The sequence below is a fragment of the Psychrobacter sp. Ps1 genome, from assembly GCF_022129425.1.
GTDB lineage: Bacteria > Pseudomonadota > Gammaproteobacteria > Pseudomonadales > Moraxellaceae > Psychrobacter.
The window spans coordinates 48,218-70,200 of sequence record NZ_JADQAN010000004.1 but is presented as its reverse complement, the minus strand read 5'-3'; the positions used below and the strand labels follow the sequence as shown (position 1 = coordinate 70,200).

The following is a 21,983-nucleotide window of genomic DNA, read 5'->3' as shown; positions in this document are numbered from 1 at the left end:
TAGTTTTATAATGAAAAATGATTAATAAATACGTTGTTATAAAATGTGAGCTATCAAGGAACCGCGTAACTGATCGGTAGAGTTACATCACCTACCACGGGTACGCCATTCTTAGTAAAGGGTTTGAACTTGCCAGATCGAACTTGACGTCGGGCTTCTTTGTCTAGTAGCGGATTACCTGATGATTGAGCAACTCGCACGTTATCGATGCCGCCTTGTTTGTTGACTCGTAATACTAAGACAACGTTGAGCGTATCACCAGAACGAGCTCTACGTGCGGCGCGCTCAGGGAAACTAAAGTTTGGCGCAGATGCCCAGTTGGCTGAGCTAGCAGTAAAGCTCACAGGCTCATTACTCTGTGCTAAAGCAGCTGCTGCTTCTGCCTCAGCTCTTGCTTGTGCAGCGGCGGCCTCTGCGGCAGCCTTCGCTTGAGCGGCAGCTTTGGCATCAGCGACTCTTTTGGCTTCTTGCTCTGCCCTAGCTTGCGCCTCTTGCTCAGCTTTTCTGGCTTGTCGCTCTGATTCAGCTTGGGCAGCTGCTTTGCGCTGTGCTTCAGCTGCTGAATTATCAATCTTTGGTTTCGGTAGCGCCTCTTTTGGGGCTACTTTTTGACTGGTATCAGGACGAGGCTTTTCTGACGCTATCACAGGCGTTACTTTCGGCTCTGTATTTTTTACAACAGGCTCTTTTGGTTTTACTGGTGTCTCTGTTGGTTGTTTAACCGGTTCTTTAGGCTTAGGTTCAGGTTGCGGCGCTGGCTGAACTTGCACCTCGGGCTGTACTTCTTTTTTGGCTGTGACTGTTTGTTTTTCTACTTCAGTTGAAACCGTTTTTGCCGGTAATGACACAAACTTTATCTCAAGTGGTGACATCTCTTTTTTTGGCTCAGGTTTGAGTTCAGGCGTTTTTATTGCCACTAGTGCAATTGCGGCAAGCACATGGAGTCCTAGTACTGCAACAATAGCTAGCAATAACGACTTAAGTGGTGGCGCGTCTAAATCCGTTGAACTCATAACAGCCTAATGTTTATTACTCAGAGTAGAATGGCGTAGATAATAATGCAAACGATAATTATTATCAATAATAATTTACAATATTTTCGCTATTTAATACATCTCTGACACGTGACATTGCTTAGTAGCCTTACTTATCAGAACGCTTATTTCTATGAACGTTACCTACTTTTATACCTCACTACTATGAATCTTATCTTTACATCAAATGATACGTTGCGTTTAATATAACAAGTGCTGTTAATAAAAACCATTATCATTTATATTGATAATGAGTCTCAACTACTTTATTATAACCGCTGTACTGTCTACCCAAACTATTTTTATAAAAATTATTCGTACAAAAAATTAGTGAGTGGTACTAAGTAGACTATTTATTTTATGCTTTTTATCTCAAGCATCGTTCAGACTTAATATTTTTAGCATCATTCATCTGCAATTATTTTAGACAATTGCTTAAACATTTTTTGATAGACCGAGTTCATTATGCCGACACCTTTATTATCTAGCAGACCTACCGCCTCTTTTTTCAAACGTCCATTATTGACTGCTGCCATGACAGCGTTATTAGCTACGGTAGTGGCAGGATGTAGCTCGCCTGAATCTAATGACTCTGAGCCAGCAGACGCCAAAACTGAAAACCCAATGGCTGATGAATCACAGAACGTTGCTAATAACGACGCTGTATCTGCTGAGAAAATCATGGTCAATACTGTAAAAGGTGATGTTGAGCTAGCCATGAACCCATCGCCACTTGTCGTTTATGACATGACATTGATGCAAGACTTGGCCGCGCTAGATGTGGCGGTCGATGGTATGCCTGGTGGCCTATTACTAAAGAATCTACATTCAGAAACACAGCCTGATCCAAAATCGGTAGGTACTGTATTTGAGCCAGATCTTGAAGCGTTGAATGCAATGCAGCCACAAGCTATTTTGGTTGGTTCACGCATGGCAGAAAAATACGACGAGCTATCAAGTATCGCGCCGACATTGGACATGAGTATTGATACAGCTAACATTTACGAATCAAGCAAGCAGCGCCTGCATGATCTAGGTGCACTGTTCGGTAAAAGCGATCAAGCCGCCAAGCTACAACAGAACATCGATGGACTCATCACTGAGACCAAGAATCTAACAAAAGAAAATAAAGGCACTGGCCTAGTCGTCATGGTCAATGGCAACAAAATGTCAGCCTATGGTGACAAGTCTCGCTATGGTTTTATCCATACTGTGTTAGGTGTACCAATGGCAGATGACAAAATTGCCGATGCGCCTCATGGTCAGCCGATATCGTTTGAATACATCCAAAAAGCCAATCCTGATTGGTTATTTGTCATCGACCGTAGTGCTGCAATTGGTGAAGACGGTATTGGTGCCAAGGCCGTATTAGACAATCCACTAGTTGCCCAGAGCAATGCATGGAGCAAGCAGCAAGTGGTTTATTTGAGCCCAGATTCTTACTTAGCATTTGGCGGTTACTACCAGTGGATGCAGGATCTAACGACGATCAAAGATGCTTTTACTAACGCTAAATAACGTCGTTGCTTATAAAAACGATGATTGCTCAAGTAGGTAATTATTACCGTTAACCCTGCTCATTTTTAAGCCAGTAGAGATTATGTCGTTATTTTCACCCCGTACTCATGCTAGGCTCAAATCCAGTACTGCTCCATCAGCGTCAAGCTGGCAAAGCGGTACTGGCAATGCGTTACATCGACGTACTGTCATACCACCGTGGTTCATCAATATAGCAAGCCTCATTCTTATGGGGCTTTTGGTGTTATTGAGCTTATCTATTGGGGTGGCTGACTTTTCGTGGTCAGGTATCTTGCAGAGCCTGCTGACTCAGAGTGCCAACTCCGATAGCTCATTGTTATTGGTTAGCCGTATACCGCGTACCATCGCCATTATCTTGACTGGTATTGCGATGGCAGTGGCTGGGATGATTATCCAAGTAGTACTAAAAAACCGCTTTGTAGAGCCATCTATGGTTGGTGCGACTCAGAGTGCTGCACTTGGTTTGCTGGTGGTCAGTTTACTGTTCCCTGCCAGTGCGCTCATTGTCAAAATGGGCGTGGCAACCATCGCTGCCGTTTTTGGCATGATGCTATTTATGCTGCTCATTCACCGCATTCCGCCCACTGATTTTTTGATGATTCCACTGATTGGCATTGTCTTTGGTGGCATTATTGAAGCAGTCACTACCTTTATCGCCTATCAAACCGAATCGCTACAGATGCTTAGTGTTTGGCAGTTTGGGGATTTCTCAGGCGTATTGGCAGGGCGCTATGAGCTGTTGTGGCTAACGGGTGGACTGTGTGTGCTGGCTTATATTATTGCCGACAAGCTTACTATCGTTGGTTTGGGTGACAATATCGCCTTAAACTTAGGTATTAGTAAGCGTCAAGTCACTTGGATTGGCGTGGGTATGGTAGCCATGATGAGCGCTGTCGTGGTCGTGACTGTGGGCATGATTCCTTTTATTGGGCTGGTCGTACCAAACATTGTGAGCCGTCTAATGGGAGATAAGTTGCGTCGCAGCTTGCCAGCAGTTGCCCTACTTGGTGCTTCAGCCGTGCTGCTATGCGACATTATCGGACGCTCTATTCGCTATCCATTTGAAGTGCCGGTCGCCACTATTTTTGGTGTGGTTGGTACGGTGCTGTTTTTATGGCTGTTATTACGAGCGCCAGCTGAGCAGTAGCACTATGTTCACTAACTGTGTATTAGTTTTCAACACTCACTTACCGTCGTTCATTTTTTGCCTTATTAGATAAGCTTGGCACCATAGGATTTTTGTATGTTCTCATCAACTAAGCTTACTTCTACCAAGACTGGTGCTACCAAAACCAGCACAGCGATAGATAACTCATCTTCAACAGATGGTCAGTATTCAGCCGCTGCACAATGTCATTTGGCAAAGCTTTGGGCATGGATAGTTGCCCATCCAAAATCTATAGCAGCTATTATTCTAATTATCTCGATGACCTTGTTTATGACACTCAATGTCAATGGCTATTGGGACTTTGCGCTACCATTACGCGGCAAAAAATTGCTGGCACTAATGGTGGTTGGCTATGCGATTGGCGTATCGACATTACTGTTTCAGACGTTGACTCACAATCCAATTCTAACGCCCTCCCTACTCGGGTTTGACTCACTCTACGTTCTGTTACAGAGCTTACTGGTTTTCTTTTTAGGTGCGATTAGTTTTACCAGTCTCGATCCTATTGCCAAGTTCACGTTAGAGATTGTCCTGATGTTTGGGGCATCTTTATTATTATTTAAGTTATTATTTTCTAAAAGCAGTCAGGATCTGACACGGCTAATATTGGTGGGCGTTATCTTTGGCGTGTTGTTTCGCAGCTTATCAGCACTCATTGCACGGCTAATAAACCCTGATGATTTTGTGGTCGTACAGTCTGCCAGCTACGCGCAGTTCAATACGGTCAACCCTCAGCTACTAGGTATCAGCTTATTTATCTGTGCCATCACTGCGATATTTGTGTGGCGCTGGCGTTATCAATGCGATGTGTTGATGCTCGGACAAGCACAAGCCGTCAACCTTGGTATCAACTATCAACGTTTAGCATTTGGTCTATTAACTGTCATCGCTGTACTGGTTGCCACGGCCACGGCACTGGTCGGCCCAGTAACTTTCTTTGGTCTATTGGTTTGCGCATTGACCAATCGTATCGCGCGACATATGTATCACACCGAGCGGCTGATATTGGTCAGCTTGGTCGCTATGATTTGCTTGGTGCTGGGTCAGACTATCTTTGAGCAAGTGCTAGATATGGCAGGCGTATTGTCAGTGGTGATAGAGCTGGCGGGCGGATTGATGTTCTTGGCATTGATATTTATGTCTCAACGTCGTTCAGTATGATTACTTAGCTAACATTCTTTATTTAGCTGATCCTGTTGATAGAGAAAACCCTAAGACTTTTTTAAATAAGACTGACTATGATTAAACTAAATAATATCTCTCACTATATTGGCAAACAACAAATCTTGCATGACATTACGTTGTCCCTACCAACGGCGCAGGTGATTGCTTTGATTGGGCCTAACGGTGCTGGAAAGTCTACGTTGTTTTCTGTCATGGCCCGTTTGCAACCGCTGCAATCTGGGCAGGTGAGCTTCGCTGTAGATAATGAGGAACGTGATATTGTCAGCTGTCAGGCGCGGACACTGGCCAAAACTGTCGCTATGCTCGGACAAGACAATCATGTACAAGGACGACTGCGCGTACATGAGCTACTGATGTTTGGTCGTTATCCCTATCATCAAGGACAACCGACCGCTGACGATCAGCAAAAAGTACAGGAAATCCTCGAACGCTTTGAGCTTGAGCCACTTGCCGAGCGCTTCTTGTCAACGCTATCAGGTGGACAGCGTCAGCGCGTGCTGATCGCTATGATTGTCTGCCAGGATACACCCTATCTATTGCTCGATGAGCCACTGAACAACCTAGACATGTATCATGCTGGTCGACTCATGCGTGAGCTACGTACGCTTAGCCACAGCCAACAAAAAACCGTGGTGATCGTCCTACATGATATCAATCAAGCAGCACAATTTGCCGATACAGTAGTTACGATGAAAGCAGGAGAAGTGATGGCTGTTGGTCGCCCTGCTGATGTTATTACTCAAGAGACAATGAAAGATTTATACAATGTCGACGTCACTGTGCTCAATCATCAGGGTCGTCCTGTGATTGTGGATACGGTTTAAGTAAAGTATTTTGCGAATAACAAAAAGGAGAATAGATGCACAAAATGCTATTAAACAGTCGATGGATAAACTACAAGAATTTATCTCTACTCATTTTAGTGATTAGCTTTTGCCTGTTCATTTATTATGCTCTAAATAAGGAGATATCAAATACCTTTTTTTGGTTAGGAATGACCTTATATGGTCTAAGATTGGTGGTTATTCCTATGGATTTTACTCAAAACATCTCTTCAGTAGATTACTCAAAGAACTATGATGAAAATAATAGTTGGCATAGATGGGTCATGATAGGTGAAACGTTTGCTTTCTTCATTTTTACTGTCTTGATAGCATACACAATATTTTTGCAATTCAAGTGATAACTAGGGCATGCCTTTAATGCAGTACATAGCTATTTACCGAATTAAAAGCCTACCTTAGAAATCTGGCAATATTACCTACCCTTTTGCAACGCCTTCAATCGACTTTGACGCCCTTTCCACCATAGATAAACACCAGTAATAGACAACACTGTCACAGCCAAACCTATCAATGCTAAAAATATTTGATACAGCAAATGGCCAATACCTTGACTGATATGCCCCATATGTAAGGTCGATAGCCATTGATCGGCTTTGCTGCCAAATGATGAACTTTGATAGCCAAAATTTACACGCTCGATGCTACCAGTCCTTGCATTGACGGTAATAGACGAAGCGCCGCCTTTTTTACCGATATCTCTATCTGTCTTAAAGCGCAGCTGCCATTGACCCTCGTCCTCAATCCAACGTATGCCTAAAAACTCTCGTACTAGCATACCCTTGCTTTGGGCAGCAGTGTTTGCCTGCTCACTTAAATAGGCAATGCTATTGGCTTTATTGACCACATCAACAGACTCGACATCGACAACCTCATTGTTTACAGCCTTAACCCTAGTCGCTGTTTCTGCACCAGACGCCTGCTCTGCTTTTTCTGATGGTTTTCTTGAGTTCTCCTGTCTCTCACCCCTTCCTTCAAGCCCTACGACAGCGTGCATCACAGGTTGATAGACCTCTCTTAGGTTAAAACCAACACTAGACCACGCGATGACAAATAAGATCCCCCAAAGCCATAATCCAAAAGCATGGTGTAGATCATAATTCAGTTTGAACATATTACTTTTGGTGCGGATTTTCCACGCTGGTAACCAACGTTTCAAAAATGAGGCACGTTTTTTAGGCGAGGTTTGATTCTGTGCTTTTTTCTTGAGCGCTCTAGGAAACGTTAAGTAAAAGCCAATAAAGCAATTAATCGTCCATACGAGCGCGACAATCCCTAGTAGCAATTTTCCAATATCACCCAATAATAAATCGCGATGTAACCAAAACACTTTCCACATGGTGTTGTGCCATGCCCACTCATCTCTATCACGAGTACCAATGATATCGCCAGTATAAGGGTGGACATAAACTTGTTGAAACGGTGCTTTTGGTTGGTTTTGGGCGGCTTTTCCTCGCGCTCTATCTACCGAAAATACGGCTGACCTCTCTGCTGCTATCGAGGTTGGCATGCTAGAAAAAGCATATTGTGGATACGCACTGATGACCTTATCATGAAGCTCTGCAATAGGCAGATGTGATGCGTTTTGTTTCTCGACCTGGGCCAGTTTATGGTTGAAGATATCATCTAGCTCGTCATGAAATGCCAATAATGTGCCAGTAATACCAGTAATAATTAAAAAAGCTGCCATGGCAAGCCCAGTATAACGGTGAATCCAAAGACAGCTATAGCGAAGGTTAAATGACATAAATAAATCTGCTGTTATATTGTGATAGTTGTTTACTAAATGATTATTTATTGAATGGTTAGAAAAGCGTGTTAAAGGGAGTTACTAACAGCATAAAAGGTCTAAGCAAATAGCTCAGACCTTTTATATTGAACAAACCCTATGTCTAACTATTAAAAGTCAACGCTAACGTCGAACACATAAGTACGACCAGGCTCATTAAAAGTACGTGCACCAGCATTCGTAGCGGTACCCTCACGATAAACACCCGTATCAAATAAGTTTTTGACACCAGCACCAACCGTAATCGCGTTTGTCAAATCATAGCGAGTGCTCACGTTAGCAATGGCATACGGCTCGCGATCAAGCAACGGGTCATCACTATCATCTCCCGTCGTCGCTGAAATCGTTGGGGCTTCAATCGTGCCATAGTAGCTCACATCAAAACCAGCATTCCACTGAGGCGTGATATCCCAATCGACACCCGTGTTTACAGTGAACTTAGGAATGAGCGATAATGGCTCGCCATTGTCTTTACGCTCAGAGCGGATGTTACCAGTGATATTAGAAGACCACGAAACATTGTCAGTGACTGGTACTTGTACAAAACCTTCTAAACCTTCGACAATTGCTTCACCTTGATTGTCCCATTGAAAGATAGAACGATTTGTCGCTGGGTCTACCGCCACACGATCCGTACCAGCGCCAATGCGGTTATCATAGGCATTATGGTAGTAAGTCAAACCAGCATTTAGCCCAGTGCCATCATCATAAGTAAAGGTGATCTCTTTATTCCAAGATGTCTCATTTTCTAGGTCAGGGTTACCTAATACATGACAACCTCTTTCATCAGCAGGTACCCAAGATGGACAACCATTGCCACCAGTATAGTAAATATAGTTTGGATCAAGCTGATATAACGATGGGGCTTTAAACGCACGACTGACGCCGCCTTTTACTGACCAATCAGGGCTGAAATGCCAAGTAGTATTGATACTAGGCGACCAATTACTACCAGCCTCGCTATGATAGTCGAAGCGTAAGCCTGGCGTGACATACCAATCAGGCGTGATCTCGTAGTTATCTTCTAAATAAGCACCAATAAGATAAGCATCTGAAGTTGGATCACGCTGTTCAGGATCGGTCTCTACGTCACCAAAATCAAAACCATCTTCAAATGTCATATCAGATACCACAGGGTTATCTAGCTTTTCGCCGCGAAACTCTGCGCCAGCAGTCAAGGTATGACGATCAAAGTAAATATCCCATTCTGATTTGGCATTCAGCGTATCGTAAGTCGCCTCTGTCCACTCAAAATCTTCGCCTTCGTCAGGTATTTGAATTTGACCTTCACCACCACCCGCACTACCTTCACCCAAACGCTCATTAACTGTCCGAGTATACTCAATGAAACTGTTACTACTAGCGTCATCATACTCACCGCGATGTGTGATCGCCGCGCCATAGCGTTGCATTTTGCTCGTTGTTTCACCTTCTAACTCATCTAACAAATTTTGGTTCACGGTTTGGAACAATGAATCACCCGCCCAGCGGTTTTCTTGACGGCTATAATTCACTTCAAAACCGACCGTATTCATCGCATCCATCGCGTATTCAAACAATTGGCGCACATCGATATTTTCGACACCTTCAGTACCTGCCGCTACCGAGGCAGCCGGACCACTGCGCCCGTCAACAATCTGTGCATCTTTGGCATTGATATAAGGATCATCGCCTTCACTATCGTGATAACCAAGAGTGGTACGCGAGGACAGTTTATCCGTCAATGCACCTGCCATATTGATATTGGTACGCCAGCTACTGCCTTCTAAATCGCTCTCTGGTGCCTCATAGTGACCACTGATAGAAAACTCTGGCTCAGTCGGGCTCTTAGTAATGATATTTACCACGCCGCCCATACTACCAGAGCCATAACGGGCTGCTGCAGGACCGCGCAATACTTCGATGCTTTCGATAGCGCCTGGTGGTACCCACTGCGAGTCACCACGCGTGTCTTGCTCACTGCCACGACTAGGTCGTGAGGAATTACGAGAAGTGACAGGACGACCGTCGATTAAGATAAGTGTATTGTTTGGCCCCATACCGCGCAAATCAATTTGACGCTGGTTACCACGCTGACCTGACGTTGAAGAACCCGACAAATTCACACCTGGCATCTTACGTACAATCTCTGAAATATCATTAGAAACTGATGCTTTTTCGATGGCCTCTTCACTAATAATAGACAGCCCAGCTGCTTGTTCTAGCTCGTCCCTTGCTGCCCGCACCACAATTGTATCCAATGTAGCTGTAGGCACAGCTTCTTGGTCGGTCGCCCCTTGCACAGCTACCTCATCACCCTCGGCAGCAAAAGCGGTACTACTAAGAATAGAGGTCACAGCGATACTTAGTAAAAGCTTACCAGTCACGACGCGTTGAAGTTTTTTTGGAGAAGTGATGACTGAGAAATCAGAGCAACCTGATTGGTTTGACATAAGTAATATTCCTTGAAGCGCACAATTTCGTTAATACCTGTTTATCTCATCGTCAGTGAATGGTTTCAGCCACTTTTTATGCAATGCTTCGGATGCATTCTCGGTGCAAGTACACATAAATAAACGTCTAAAATTGACATACGATTGTCGGATAGACGTGTCCGTAAATATATGTGTTATAAAAACATGACTAAAATATCGCCAAGCGGCTTAGCTATTGAGAGTAAACGAATAAGGGTATCTACTAAGTAGGGTTAAAAGTTTGATGACGCTGTAACTATCATTAGCTAACGAATTAAATATTTAGCGTAAAAAAGTCTCTATAAATAGAATAGAGCAAAGGGTCATTAACTGTTCTGTAATGAACGAAACACACTTTAGCAAGATACATATAAGAATGCAAACATTAATGATAATTATTATCATTAATGTTTGCATTCTTATATGTGGTTCAGTTAACGGTTTAATGGATGCTAAATATATTTATAGAAATGCCTGTTAGTTTCAGTTGTATAAGCGCTACACTGTCAAACCTTATCGATATTTCCAATATGATAATTCGGCCAGTTAAAAACATTATGCGTCAGCTTCAGAATTTCGACGTTTGATTACTCTATGCCCGTATTCATTCACAATTATTTCCTGATAATTTGAAAGATATAAATGAGCTTCGATGATAGCTCGCTGTTGTTTAGAGTATTGGCATAGTGCTCGCATACGACTCGCATACGATTTAACTCATATGCTATTTATACGGTAGCCTCACCTTCTACCAAACGAGCAACTTAACATCTACTCTTAGATAAATCGCACTCTCAAAAATCTCGTAAAAAAAGCCAGCTCCCGTATAAGACAGCTGACTTTATAAGTACGATTAGACTTAAATTCGATAAGCTAGATTAGAACTGATAAGTTAAAGACGTTTTGATATTACGCCCCATTTCAAAATCAGTATAGGCATCATCGATAGAGTTACGTGACGCATGGCTTGCATAAGTCTCATCAAAGATGTTGTATACACCTAGCGTGGCCTTCAAACCTTCGATTTGAGTTGGCGTGTAAGTCATGAAGATATCGTGCACATCATAGCCTGGTTTTTCGTTGTCATCACCAGCGGTATTCGGTGTCACATCGGCGACATAAGTACTGCGCCAGCCAAGCTCAGTAGTATTGGTTGGAGCGTAACCCAAGTTGACCATGTACTTATCGCCAGACTCAGAGCCACTGCCACTGACAGAAGAGATATTGTAACCTGTATCTTCGCCTTTGCTACGTGCACGAGCATAGCTTAGACCCATGTTGAAGTTATCTGCGCGATAATCGGCTGATAGCTCTACACCTTTGATTTTGAAATCTTCATCATTATTGATGACACCTTGGCAGGCTTCAGGGGCAGCACTTGTACCTAGTTGCCCAGTTGTGCAATTCATGCCAGTTCTACTACCACCTGCACGTACAAACTCAATATAGTTTTCGATATTGGTTTCAAAGTACTTAGCACTTAGTTTTAAAGAGTCATCAGCCATAGTCAGACCACGCAGCGTTGTAGCAATACCGACTTCTGCATTATCACCTTCTTCTGCTTTTAGGTCATTGTTCACATAGGTATCAACACCGTCGGAATTAAAGATCGCTTGACTAAGATCTGGACCATTAAATAACTGCGTATAGCTCGCAAATAGCTGGGTGCGCGGTGCAATCTCATAGCTAGCAGCCAATGCGCCAACGACATTGTCGTAAGTCTTGCCAGCCGATACATACTCTGGAGATTCATAACGGTCATAACGGACGCCTGGCGTTAAACTAAGCTTGCCCATTTGCCATTGGTCTTCCAGATAGACTGAAGTGTTGGTCGCCTCATCGGTGCTCGCCTTGCCAAAATCGCGCGCCATCTCAGATTCTTTTTTGTAATGCTCAACCCCAGCGATGAACTTATGAACCCCTGGCACACCATTGATGATACTGCTATCGATGATACTAGTGTTTTGTACTTTTGCGCCTGTGGTTTGGACTTCTGCATCAAACTCAAACCCAGGTTCGCCATCAGAGTTACGCAAAATCTGTGTGCTGGTCTGATATACATTGGCATCTACATTGACCAACTGGTTGGCAGGACTATATGCGTAGTCAAGCGCATAGGTATCGCGTTTGACTTCCTGCGGGATGATTGGGTTCCAGCCACCAGCAGGAAAATCTGGACGTAATGGGAACTTGCCTTTGTTTTCGGTACGGCTAAAACTAGCGCCTACATGATGATCACTACCGACATAAGCACCAGCTTTTAATAGGATGTTTTCGCCTTCGCTGTCTTCCGTTTGGATTTTACGGCCTTTACCGTCTTCACCAGCGTCCGCATTGCGTTTGCCATAATAAGCCAGTAAATCAATATTTTCTGTTGGCGCACCATACACAGTAGCTGAAGTTAGCAGTTCATCATTGTTGCTAGCATAACCTGTATGCAGCTTAGCACCTACCTTTTGACCTGGCTTGAGTAAATCTGCCGCGTCGACTGTCTCAAAAGCAACCGCACCGCCGATAGCATCATTGCCTAGCGTCACTGAGTTATTGCCGACTGATACTTCTGCTTGTTTTAGCAGATCTGGATCAATAGTGACATCACCCATATGGTAGAACAATGCGCCTTCTTGACGTGCGCCATCAATTGTGACTTTTAGATTGGTATCATCAAGACCACGTACACGAATACGTTGGTTGACCGATGAGGTGCCGCCTACGCTTACCCCTGGTACAACGTCCAGAAAATCACTCAAATGGCTGGCTTGTGCAGCTGGGGTGTAGTCATCTATGTAGACAGAGTCTTCTTGTACAGCGTCACGTACTGAGCTATTCGCTGTTACAGTGATAGTCTGTAATGTCGTGTTTGGCATATCTGCTGCCGTTGCGGCACTGGCAGCTTGCGTCCACAATACAGCGGCGACACCGATAGACAATACTGTCAATTGACTAGATAACTTTACTTCGCGCATAACACATTTACTCACTTTGTTTACTGTCAGAAATTAGAATGTTTAGAATTATTTTTAAAGGCTGTCGTCAAACAACCCTTAAAATAGTGCCTACCAGAAGATGGAATATCTTGAAAACGCTTAAGCCTATTGTGCGAATAACATGATTAATATTAATGATAATGATTAGCGTTTAAATAATGAGAGGCATAATAACGAAGTATTAACACTTTGGCAATAATTAATATAATAAATTCTCAGTTTTAGCTCTCAATATGCTGAGAAAGCACAAAAGTGTTTCTGTACTAGTCGTAAATATAGCATTCAATACAATTCTGGCTACGTATTAAAGCTATATGTAGTCAGGCGTAGGAACTTATCACGTTTATAGCAGTCTGTTATTAACTTGGCTCATCACTTGTTTTTCTTGTACTACTGTACTAGAATACTGAAACAAGATAGTTCTCAGCGAAAAATTGCTCAATAAACGACCTATCTATTTTCTTTGGCTAAGATGACCTATTATGACTACCGATCCTTATCAGAGCTTAGTGAAACATTTGACCAACTGTACTGATAGTGCAGATATCGAAAAACTGCTCAGTGCCCTGCTGACCGATAAAGAACAGCATGACATCGCCAATCGTATTCGCATTTTTGACTTGCTAGATCGTGGCATCACCCAACGTGATATCTCAGAGCAACTAGGTGTTGGTATCGCCACTGTCTCTCGCGGTGCCAAGGCCAAGCAAAGCCATGATGTCAGCGCGTTACTGGCCACTCATAGAGACTGCTCTTAGCCTCTAACGACGATACTATCTAGCTTTTTACTGACGAAACTTATACTTATTAATCAACACTTATTAGTCGACACTTATTAATCAACACCTATTTGAACCATTTCGGACTTTGTTATGACCTCTAGTACTCGCACACAGACCAAACCTGCTCCTATCGATATCCCGAGCAAACCACAACGTATCAAACTGACGCAAGATATCGATTTCTTTGCATTATTCAAACGTATCGAAAGTGCATTTGATACCTGCTATTTGCTCGAATCATTAGGTGAAGACAGCCATATCTCGCGCCATCATGCCATCGGCTTTGACCCTGTGACGACTATCGCCGCATTAGACCGCAACACACTTGCGATTACCGACAATAAAACTGCTGAAACAAGCTGCTATCAAACCGACAACCCTTATCAATTGCTGCGTGAGATAACACCGCAGCATGTCATCGCTCGCGATCAAAGCGGTGGTCTGGTCGGGTATTTGGGTTATGACTGCGTGAACTTCTTTGAACCTAGTCTCAATGCAAAAGCCAGCGAAGACTTTGAACCATTTAAGTTTGGCGTGTATTTAGATGGATTGACCCTAGATAAGATGACAGGGGAAATTTTCTACTTTTATTACCCAACCGCTCAACAAGAAAACCGCATCGAGCAGATCAAGGCCCTACTCGATGAGCCAACGCCTAGCTATGAAGCGCCTAAAGTTGAATTTTTAGGTGATGGCATGAGCCAAGAAGAGCATGCCAATGTCGTCATGCAAGTCAAAGAAGACATCATCGCTGGGCGTATTTTTCAGTGCGAGGTAGGCTTTAAGTCTAAATATCGTATTGCCGGTGACAAAATGCCGATTTATGAAAAGCTACGTGCCGTCAATCCATCACCGCATATGTATTTTATGAAATTTGCTCAGCAGTGCATCATTGGCGCTTCTCCTGAGCTACTGTTTCGTTTGCGTCAAGGCGAGATGGAAACTTACCCACTCGCAGGGACTGCCAAGCGCGGTGCGGACGTAATCGAAGACCGTAAGCTTGCCCGCGCCTTGCTCAACGATGACAAAGAGATTGCCGAGCACAACATGCTAGTCGATTTGCATCGCAATGATATTGGCCGTGTGGCACGATTTGGTACGGTAAAAGTACGTAGCTTGATGGACATCAAACGCTTCTCTCACGTACAGCATATCTCTTCTGAAATCGTTGGTATCCTGCACCCTAACGAAGATATGTTTAGTGCGCTTGCCAGCAACTTCCCTGCTGGTACGCTATCAGGCGCACCTAAAGTAGAAGCCATTAAGGTGATTAATGAGCTTGAGCCAGATGGTCGCGGTGCTTATGGCGGTGCATTAGGCTCGTTCAATTTTAATGGTGATTGTATCTTTGCCATTCCTATTCGCAGCCTGTTTATCAATGGCGAGTCTGCCTACGCTCAAACTTGCGGCGGTAACGTTTACGACTCAAACCCAGCCGATGAATACTTAGAGATTCAGCGTAAACTGTCAGCGATGAAAGTCGTGTTAGACAGCTTTATACAATCATAACGGATACCAAACGTACTGCATAAATTGACCATATTTTACCTAGCACTATTTTTACAAAAGAGTTTATGACCCATGAATGTTTTAATTATCGATAACTACGACTCGTTTACCTTCAATCTCTACCAATACGTGGGTGAGATTTTGCAAACCTTAGACAGTGATGAAGAAGCCAGCGTCATCGTTAAACGCAATAACGAAATCACTTTAGCAGACGTGCAAGCAATGAATCTTGATAGAATTATCATTTCACCTGGCCCTGGCTCCCCTGACGATCCCGCGTACTTTGGTATCTGTAGCGAGGTCATTGAAACACTAGGCAAAACTGTGCCGCTACTAGGCGTTTGCTTGGGTATGCAAGGTATTGCTCATGTATTTGGCGGTGATGTGGTACGCGCTAGTGTGCCGATGCATGGCAAAGTCTCATCGATTCGCCATGATAATTCAGGTATCTATCAAGGCTTACCACAAGAGCTTGAGATCATGCGCTATCACTCACTGGTGGTAAAAGCCGACACCATCCCAAGCTGTCTGACGATTACCTCAGTAGTCGCCAATGATAGCTGTGCTGAATTGAGCTTTGCTGAGTCAGCATTGACTGGTGATGAGATTATGGGACTGGCGCACAAAGAGTACCCAATCCAAGGCGTACAGTTTCATCCTGAGTCGTTTGCCACTGAAGGCGCTAAGCGATTGCTAGGTAACTTTTTGCTACAGGTATAAACCTATATGGCCGTCTCCATGTCTAGCTCAAGCCTAAATACCTCCAGCTTACTCAGACGTACTGCGTTGCTCTTGAGCTTAACGCTAGTGACATCTGTCAGTTCGGCTGTAGCTCCTGTACAGGCAAACTTTACCATGGGCATGGACATCCAAGGCCAACGTCTTAACCTTTATGAGAGATGTGCAGAAGGAAGCGTTACTTGCAACAATATGCTACTGGTCGCTCCCGATTTAGGACGACTATTGCAGACAACACCAGAATCTAGTAAGTCGCCCTACGCTGTCAAATACTACTCTGCGCAAACTAAGCATAGCTTATGTAAAGATGGCGTGACCCCGTGTCGATTTCAGGGTTATACCTTTGAGGGCGAAGATTTTGATGGGTTTATAGATACCTCGAACCATGAGATATCTATAAGAAGTAAATGGACAGTCGATACCTATAGTGCCACCTACAAAGAAAACGCGACTTATCTGCCATTAGCATCACAAGCTGCTCTGATTGATCAGATATATAACACGTCTGATAAAGCATTGAATGAAAGCTACAGAGTAACCCGAAATGAAGTTAGGCGCTTGTACGGTGAGGATATGGCGGCTGACCTTAAAAAAGAACAGACTCAGTGGATAAAACAGCGCTCAAAAAACTGCGGGGCTGATACGGATCATTTACCAAGAACCCAAGTGGAAAAAGTGTGCTTTATTCAGCGAAATGCTCTACGAGAACAAACATTCTTTTTATGGATTGATTAACAGAGACTGTAGACAGAAAAAATGACGCGAACACGAATATGATATGAGCCAACTACTATATATTGTTTAGGTTATTCAGCAAATGCTAGCCACTTTTTAGCCATTGGCATAACTATTGATTGAATTTAGCATACGACCTAGTAGCCACTTATTATCTTTTAGTGATAGACTCAAAAGAATAAACAAAAGACAGCCTTTAATCAGGTTGTCTTTTCTTATTTCAGTATTGCTTGGAGAGATTGTATTAATAGCAATCTTACAACATCTTGTGTCACTTAGCTCGTAAGAAGAAAACAGTATGGCAAACATCGACAACGGAATGACGACCCATTCGCATCAATCATGGCTAGGCACCATTCAAATCATCACGGCTGCTATCTGTTGGGGTACGTTGGGTATATTCTCGACTTACCTAAACCAAATTGGATTTAGTGGTTGGCAAGTAACCATATTACGTATCGTCACGGCGGCCTTTATCATCTTAGCCATGCTACCAAAACTATGGCCACACCTTATCAAATTACAGCCAAAACAGTGGCTTGGTTTGGCGATGCAGTCGTTGATAGGTGTCCTTGGCATGTCGGTCTGCTATTTTTTTGCGGTAAGCTACGTTGGTGCCGGCCCTGCCGTTGCCTTACTCTATACCGCACCCGTATTTAGCTTATTGTTCTCAAAATTCTTACTGAGTGAGTCTATTACTCGGAAATCAGTTTTACTAGCATTGATGGCGGTGTTTGGCGTAGGCTTAACGATGCTAGGTGAGCAAGCAAAAGTTAACTGGGGGATTTTACTCGGTCTATCAGCAGGGATGTGCTATTCGTTATATGGTGTACTGGGCAAGCGCGCGATGCATTACGCTCACCCTGCCCCTCTGGTATTTTTCACTTCCATTATCATTAGTGCTGGCGTACTACTGCTCTTACCTGAGACCTATAACACTTATGAGCAGCTATTGAGTCTGCCCTTAATGACTTGGGGCTATGTTTTAGGATTGTCATTATTGGGTACCGTCGTGCCATTTGGGCTATATATGAAAGCATTGGAAAAGCTGCCCGCCACTCGTGCATCGGTATTTACGATTTTCGAACCGTTAACTGCGATTGCGCTCGCGATGCTATTACTACATCAATCTTTGTCTTGGATTCAATATCTGGGCGTGGCGCTTATTTTGCTGGCGGCTTTATTAAATGCTGTGTTGAACGGTACTGCTACTCGTGTACCTCGCTGGTTAAAACAACGACAAAAGGCTTAGGCTTACTATCTGCTCATTTGAGATACGTCCAATTTCTTTCAATAAAAAAAGCCCCAACCATGAAATCATGATTGGGGCTTTTTGTTTTATTACTTACGCAAAAACAAACGTGTTTACTGCTCAATACGTTGCAAAAATGCCTGCGTACGAGGATGCTTTGAGTCTTCAAACAGCTGCTTAGCACTACCTTCTTCAACCACATGACCATCCTCAATCAGTACAACATGATCAGCAACGTCACGAGCAAAGTTAATTTCGTGAGTCACTACAACCATCGTCCAACCTTCAGAGGCGAGCTGCTTCATCGTCTCAAGCACATCCTGTACCAACTCTGGATCAAGCGCAGAGGTTGGCTCATCAAATAGTAACAATGACGGTTCAATAGCAAGCGCACGAGCAATACCAATACGCTGCTGTTGACCACCAGATAGCTGAAACGGATACAGATCTGCTTTGTCCGACAGTCCAACTTTCTCCAGTAGTACCAATGCCTGCTCACGGGCTTGCGCTTTGCTCTGCCCTTGTACCACTGTAGGCCCAAGCATCAAGTTTTCAATGGCTGTCTTATGGGGAAACAAATTATAAGACTGAAACACCATACCTGATTTACGCTGTAAAGCTAGTAGCGTCTTTTTGCTTGGCTTAGTCGCAAAGTCGACGCTCAAGCTATCATCATCAAAAGCAATCACACCTTGATCAGGAATCTCTAGCGCATTTAAACAACGCAAAAAGGTGGTTTTACCCGATCCTGAAGGTCCTAATATTACGACTACTTTGCCTTTATTAATGGTCAAGTCGATGCCTTTTAGCACCTGATTGCCACCGAAGGCTTTATGAATATTAGTGACTTTGATCATAAAAATTCCTGTTGTACTAGGGCGTGTCTATTGAGCCATAATTTATTTTACTACGTAGCTTATTTTGCCACATAACGATCTAGCCTAGTTTCAAGCTTGCCTTGGATAAAGGTCAAGAACAGACAGATACCCCAGTAGATAATTGCCGCTTCGGTATAGACCAGCATAAACTCATAGTTACGAGCTGTGATAATCTGCGCTTGTTTGAACAGCTCAGTGACCAGTACCAATGAAGCAAGTGAGGTATCTTTTACCAGACTGATAAAGGTATTAGACAACGGCGGCACCGACACTCTAAGCGCCTGCGGTAAAATCACATGACGAAAAGTCTGTAGATACGTCAAGCCGACCGTTGAGCCTGCTTCCCACTGCCCTTTTGGTATCGACAAAATCGAAGCGCGCACTGTCTCCGATGCATACGCACCGATGTTCAATGAGAATGCAATAATCGCTGAGGGAAAGGGATCAAGCTTCACCCCAACACTTGGCAGACCATAAAAAATAATAAACAGCTGAACCAACATCGGTGTACCGCGAATGGCGGACACATAGACACGAGCGAGCCGATAGATGATTTCATGGAACCAAGTGGCACGCGGAATGATACGAATCAATGCCACTGTCAGTGCAATGGCCATACCGATCGCAAATGAGATCAACGCCAGCGGTATCGAATAATAGATACCGCCTTTGAGCATTGGCCAAAACGACGAGATGACAATCTGCGCTCGATCAGGACTCATAAATGGCAATACTGCCAATAAGTCCGCGAACCATGATGTAGACATTACAGAAGCTGACATTATTTTTGTTGACTTATATCAGCACCAAAGAACTGTTCGCTAAGCTTAGTTAGCGTACCTTCAGCCGCCAATTCGGCCATTGCTTCATCCAATTTTGCTACGACTTCATCATCACCTTTGATAAGTACTAGGCCTGAACCACGTAACTCACTAGCAGGTGCAGTTAGTTTAATCTCAAGATCAGAATCTGGGAATTTCTTTAGATAATCCAATACTGCTAGATTGTCATTCATCGTAAAGTCAGCACGGTCTTGCTTCACTAACTGAATCGCTTGCGCCATACCATCGACAGGAACGATCTCTGCGCCATAACGCTCTGCAAGCTCACCGTAGTTACTGCTAAGTGATTGCGCCGTACGTAGGCCTTTTAGACCTTCCCACGAGCTATAACGGTTGTCATCAGTAGGTGCCAATACAACCGCACCTGACCAACTATAAGCCATTGCTTTGTCATACTTTGCTTTACGCTCAGGCGTGGTCAAACTAACTTGGTTAGCCACCATATCAAAACGTTTTGAATCCAAACCAGCCAACATCGCATCCCATTGGGTTTCTTTAAACTCAACGTCTACGCCTAGTTTATCTGCGACTGCACGCGTTACTTCAACATCATAACCCGTTAGTTTGCCGCTCTCATCATGGTACGTGAACGGAGGATAAGTACCCTCTGTACCGACGTTGATGGTGCCGCCGTTGTTGATACGTTGTAGCAAATCAGAACCGCCTGTTGCAGCGCTATCAGTTGCACTGGTATCGGCTTCGTTGGTAGTAGATTGACCACAAGCGGCAAGGAACATAGTACTGGCAGCAAGGGCTAAGAGAGTACGACGTTTCATAAGACGTCCTTATAAGAGTGAATAAATAAAGTAAAAACGCATAATGCTAATAAAATATACGGTGCTAATAAATAGGACAAGCCGACACAGAAGAACAATATAAGCTCTTCTATGATTTTCGGCTTTGGTTGCCCGATTTGAGGTTATTCGGGCTATTTTTCAATACTGTTTCTATATTATATTTTAATTTTTAACGATTGTTCAAATATTCTGATGACTTTAATTAACGCCAATTGCTATCTTATTAAATAGCAGCTTATGGATATAATATCTCACTTTAGACAGAAAAACGTACACAATCAGTGAGCATACGTAAGCTATAGTCAGTTCAATATAATTTCGATACAAGGAAACCGAGTGCAAGTTATACATTAGTATGCTTAGCGAGGATGAGGATGTAGCGGATTGATATAGGCTTGACTATATCTACTATAACTCGCCAGAAAACTGGTAGCGATCACCCGCATGCCACATTCTTACAAAGGTAACGACTTGGCCGGCCGAATAGGTCTGCCGGCGCAACACAAGCGTTGGTGACTGCGGCGCAATTTGCAAAAACTCAGCAATCTCATTTGGCGCTGCCAATGCTCGGATGGTATAGCTACCACTCTCTAGAGGACTTTTGGCAATTAAGTAATCACTGGTATTGACCACACTAAAATCCTGATCGATAAACTTCGGCACTTTTTTGGCATCGACCCAACGTTCTTCAAACTGTATAGGCTGACCATCAGCAAAATGAATAATTTTTACTTCATACAGGACAGCTTCATCACTAGCATCTGTCTGAGCGCTTGTATTAGCAGGCACAGACCCTTCATTAATACCAAACTTACGACGCAGCTCATTATCGAGCATATCAGCCGTAATAGCACGCTTACTCACGACCTGTGCCTCATAATCACGATTGGCAGACTTTAAATCCTCAGCGATGTTGCGTACCTCAACAAACGTATGATTGAACTGCTGCTGCGCGACAAACGTGCCCGACCCTTGCCGACGCTCTAACACCCGCTCCTCGCTCAGCTCTTTTAGCGCACGGTTGACCGTCATTCTTGACACGCCAAACTCTTCAGCCAGTGCCATTTCTGTCGAAATTGCGTTGCCCGCTTGCCACTTACCAGAATGGATGTTGTCTAGTATGGCGTTTTTTATGCGTTGATACGCCGGAATCGTCTTTGTCATATCCGCCTTTGACCGTCAGTTTTGCTAATAGGAATGACCACATAATATCACGAGACCACCGTGCAAGCCTTAGTCAAAATGTCTGAGCGTTCAGTGTTGACTAGGGCGTTTTTCAACTCACTCGATGTTATCTAAATCGGCTGAGTTAATAATAAAAATAATCAGCTCACGAAAAAAAATCCTTGCATGAAAAAAGTATCTTTGATAATTTGTATATACAACTTTATAGTAATACTAAAAAAACCACTTCATCTTCTCGATATTTTGATGAATTCATAGACTGACTATA

General features: G+C 43.6%; 17 protein-coding genes. 9 read left to right on the top strand and 8 right to left on the bottom strand.

Annotated features, from left to right (window positions below; translation table 11 throughout):
* Positions 1–53: 53 nt before the first annotated feature.
* On the bottom strand, positions 54–1,013 hold the full coding sequence (locus tag I3249_RS02805; RefSeq protein WP_238068467.1) for an energy transducer TonB: 960 nt from the start codon (positions 1,011–1,013) through the stop codon (positions 54–56).
* A gap of 486 nt (positions 1,014–1,499) precedes the next feature.
* Here I3249_RS02805 and I3249_RS02800 point away from each other — a divergent pair, with 486 nt between their 5' ends.
* From I3249_RS02800 to I3249_RS02785, 4 genes are all read left to right on the top strand, one after another.
* Positions 1,500–2,552 (top strand): ABC transporter substrate-binding protein, encoded by a 1,053-nt coding sequence (locus I3249_RS02800; RefSeq protein ID WP_238068465.1) that lies wholly within the window; start codon positions 1,500–1,502, stop codon positions 2,550–2,552.
* A gap of 229 nt (positions 2,553–2,781) precedes the next feature.
* Entirely contained in the window at positions 2,782–3,720 is a 939-nt protein-coding gene (locus I3249_RS02795; protein ID WP_101211980.1) for an iron chelate uptake ABC transporter family permease subunit, read from the top strand.
* A 96-nt stretch (positions 3,721–3,816) separates the two neighbouring features.
* Positions 3,817–4,902 (top strand): iron chelate uptake ABC transporter family permease subunit, encoded by a 1,086-nt coding sequence (locus I3249_RS02790; RefSeq protein WP_238068464.1) that lies wholly within the window; start codon positions 3,817–3,819, stop codon positions 4,900–4,902.
* A 77-nt stretch (positions 4,903–4,979) separates the two neighbouring features.
* Positions 4,980–5,750 carry an ATP-binding cassette domain-containing protein gene (locus I3249_RS02785; protein ID WP_238068462.1) on the top strand — a complete coding sequence of 257 codons (771 nt, stop codon included), beginning with the start codon at positions 4,980–4,982 and terminating at the stop codon, positions 5,748–5,750.
* 433 nt (positions 5,751–6,183) lie between these two features.
* On the opposite strand, the gene I3249_RS02780 is transcribed toward I3249_RS02785, so the two are convergent.
* The 3 genes from I3249_RS02780 to I3249_RS02770 all read right to left on the bottom strand — a co-directional run bounded on the left by I3249_RS02780 (position 6,184) and on the right by I3249_RS02770 (position 12,976).
* Positions 6,184–7,515 (bottom strand): PepSY-associated TM helix domain-containing protein, encoded by a 1,332-nt coding sequence (locus I3249_RS02780; RefSeq protein ID WP_269137200.1) that lies wholly within the window; start codon positions 7,513–7,515, stop codon positions 6,184–6,186.
* A 152-nt stretch (positions 7,516–7,667) separates the two neighbouring features.
* Positions 7,668–9,989, bottom strand: coding sequence for a FepA family TonB-dependent siderophore receptor (locus tag I3249_RS02775; RefSeq protein ID WP_238068458.1), 2,322 nt, complete (start codon positions 9,987–9,989; stop codon positions 7,668–7,670).
* Positions 9,990–10,888: 899 nt separating this feature from the next.
* Entirely contained in the window at positions 10,889–12,976 is a 2,088-nt protein-coding gene (locus I3249_RS02770) for a TonB-dependent receptor (RefSeq protein ID WP_238068456.1), read from the bottom strand.
* 503 nt (positions 12,977–13,479) lie between these two features.
* On the opposite strand from I3249_RS02770, the gene I3249_RS02765 reads away from it, so the two are divergent.
* From I3249_RS02765 to I3249_RS02745, 5 genes are all read left to right on the top strand, one after another.
* Positions 13,480–13,755 (top strand): Trp family transcriptional regulator, encoded by a 276-nt coding sequence (locus I3249_RS02765; RefSeq protein ID WP_114700514.1) that lies wholly within the window; start codon positions 13,480–13,482, stop codon positions 13,753–13,755.
* 114 nt (positions 13,756–13,869) lie between these two features.
* Positions 13,870–15,288, top strand: coding sequence for an anthranilate synthase component I family protein (locus I3249_RS02760; protein ID WP_238068454.1), 1,419 nt, complete (start codon positions 13,870–13,872; stop codon positions 15,286–15,288).
* A gap of 72 nt (positions 15,289–15,360) precedes the next feature.
* Complete coding sequence (locus I3249_RS02755; RefSeq protein ID WP_238068452.1) at positions 15,361–16,008, top strand: aminodeoxychorismate/anthranilate synthase component II; 648 nt, start codon at positions 15,361–15,363, stop codon at positions 16,006–16,008.
* An 18-nt stretch (positions 16,009–16,026) separates the two neighbouring features.
* The gene (locus I3249_RS02750) at positions 16,027–16,761 is read left to right on the top strand and encodes a lysozyme inhibitor LprI family protein (protein WP_238068450.1); all 735 of its coding nucleotides are present in this window, start codon (positions 16,027–16,029) and stop codon (positions 16,759–16,761) included.
* A gap of 298 nt (positions 16,762–17,059) precedes the next feature.
* Positions 17,060–18,013 carry an EamA family transporter gene (locus I3249_RS02745; protein ID WP_238068448.1) on the top strand — a complete coding sequence of 318 codons (954 nt, stop codon included), beginning with the start codon at positions 17,060–17,062 and terminating at the stop codon, positions 18,011–18,013.
* Between the two features lie 113 nt (positions 18,014–18,126).
* Here the strand turns inward: I3249_RS02745 and I3249_RS02740 are convergent, their stop codons facing one another.
* The 4 genes from I3249_RS02740 to I3249_RS02725 form a co-directional block, all read right to left on the bottom strand.
* Entirely contained in the window at positions 18,127–18,870 is a 744-nt protein-coding gene (locus tag I3249_RS02740; protein ID WP_057761251.1) for an amino acid ABC transporter ATP-binding protein, read from the bottom strand.
* Positions 18,871–18,929: 59 nt separating this feature from the next.
* Positions 18,930–19,673: an amino acid ABC transporter permease gene (locus I3249_RS02735; RefSeq protein WP_057762590.1), complete on the bottom strand. Its 744-nt coding sequence runs from the start codon at positions 19,671–19,673 to the stop codon at positions 18,930–18,932.
* Entirely contained in the window at positions 19,673–20,509 is an 837-nt protein-coding gene (locus I3249_RS02730; protein ID WP_057761253.1) for an amino acid ABC transporter substrate-binding protein, read from the bottom strand. Before I3249_RS02730 ends, I3249_RS02735 begins: the two co-directional genes overlap by 1 nt.
* Before the next feature lie 429 nt (positions 20,510–20,938).
* Positions 20,939–21,694: a UTRA domain-containing protein gene (locus tag I3249_RS02725; RefSeq protein ID WP_238068446.1), complete on the bottom strand. Its 756-nt coding sequence runs from the start codon at positions 21,692–21,694 to the stop codon at positions 20,939–20,941.
* Positions 21,695–21,983: the final 289 nt, after the last annotated feature.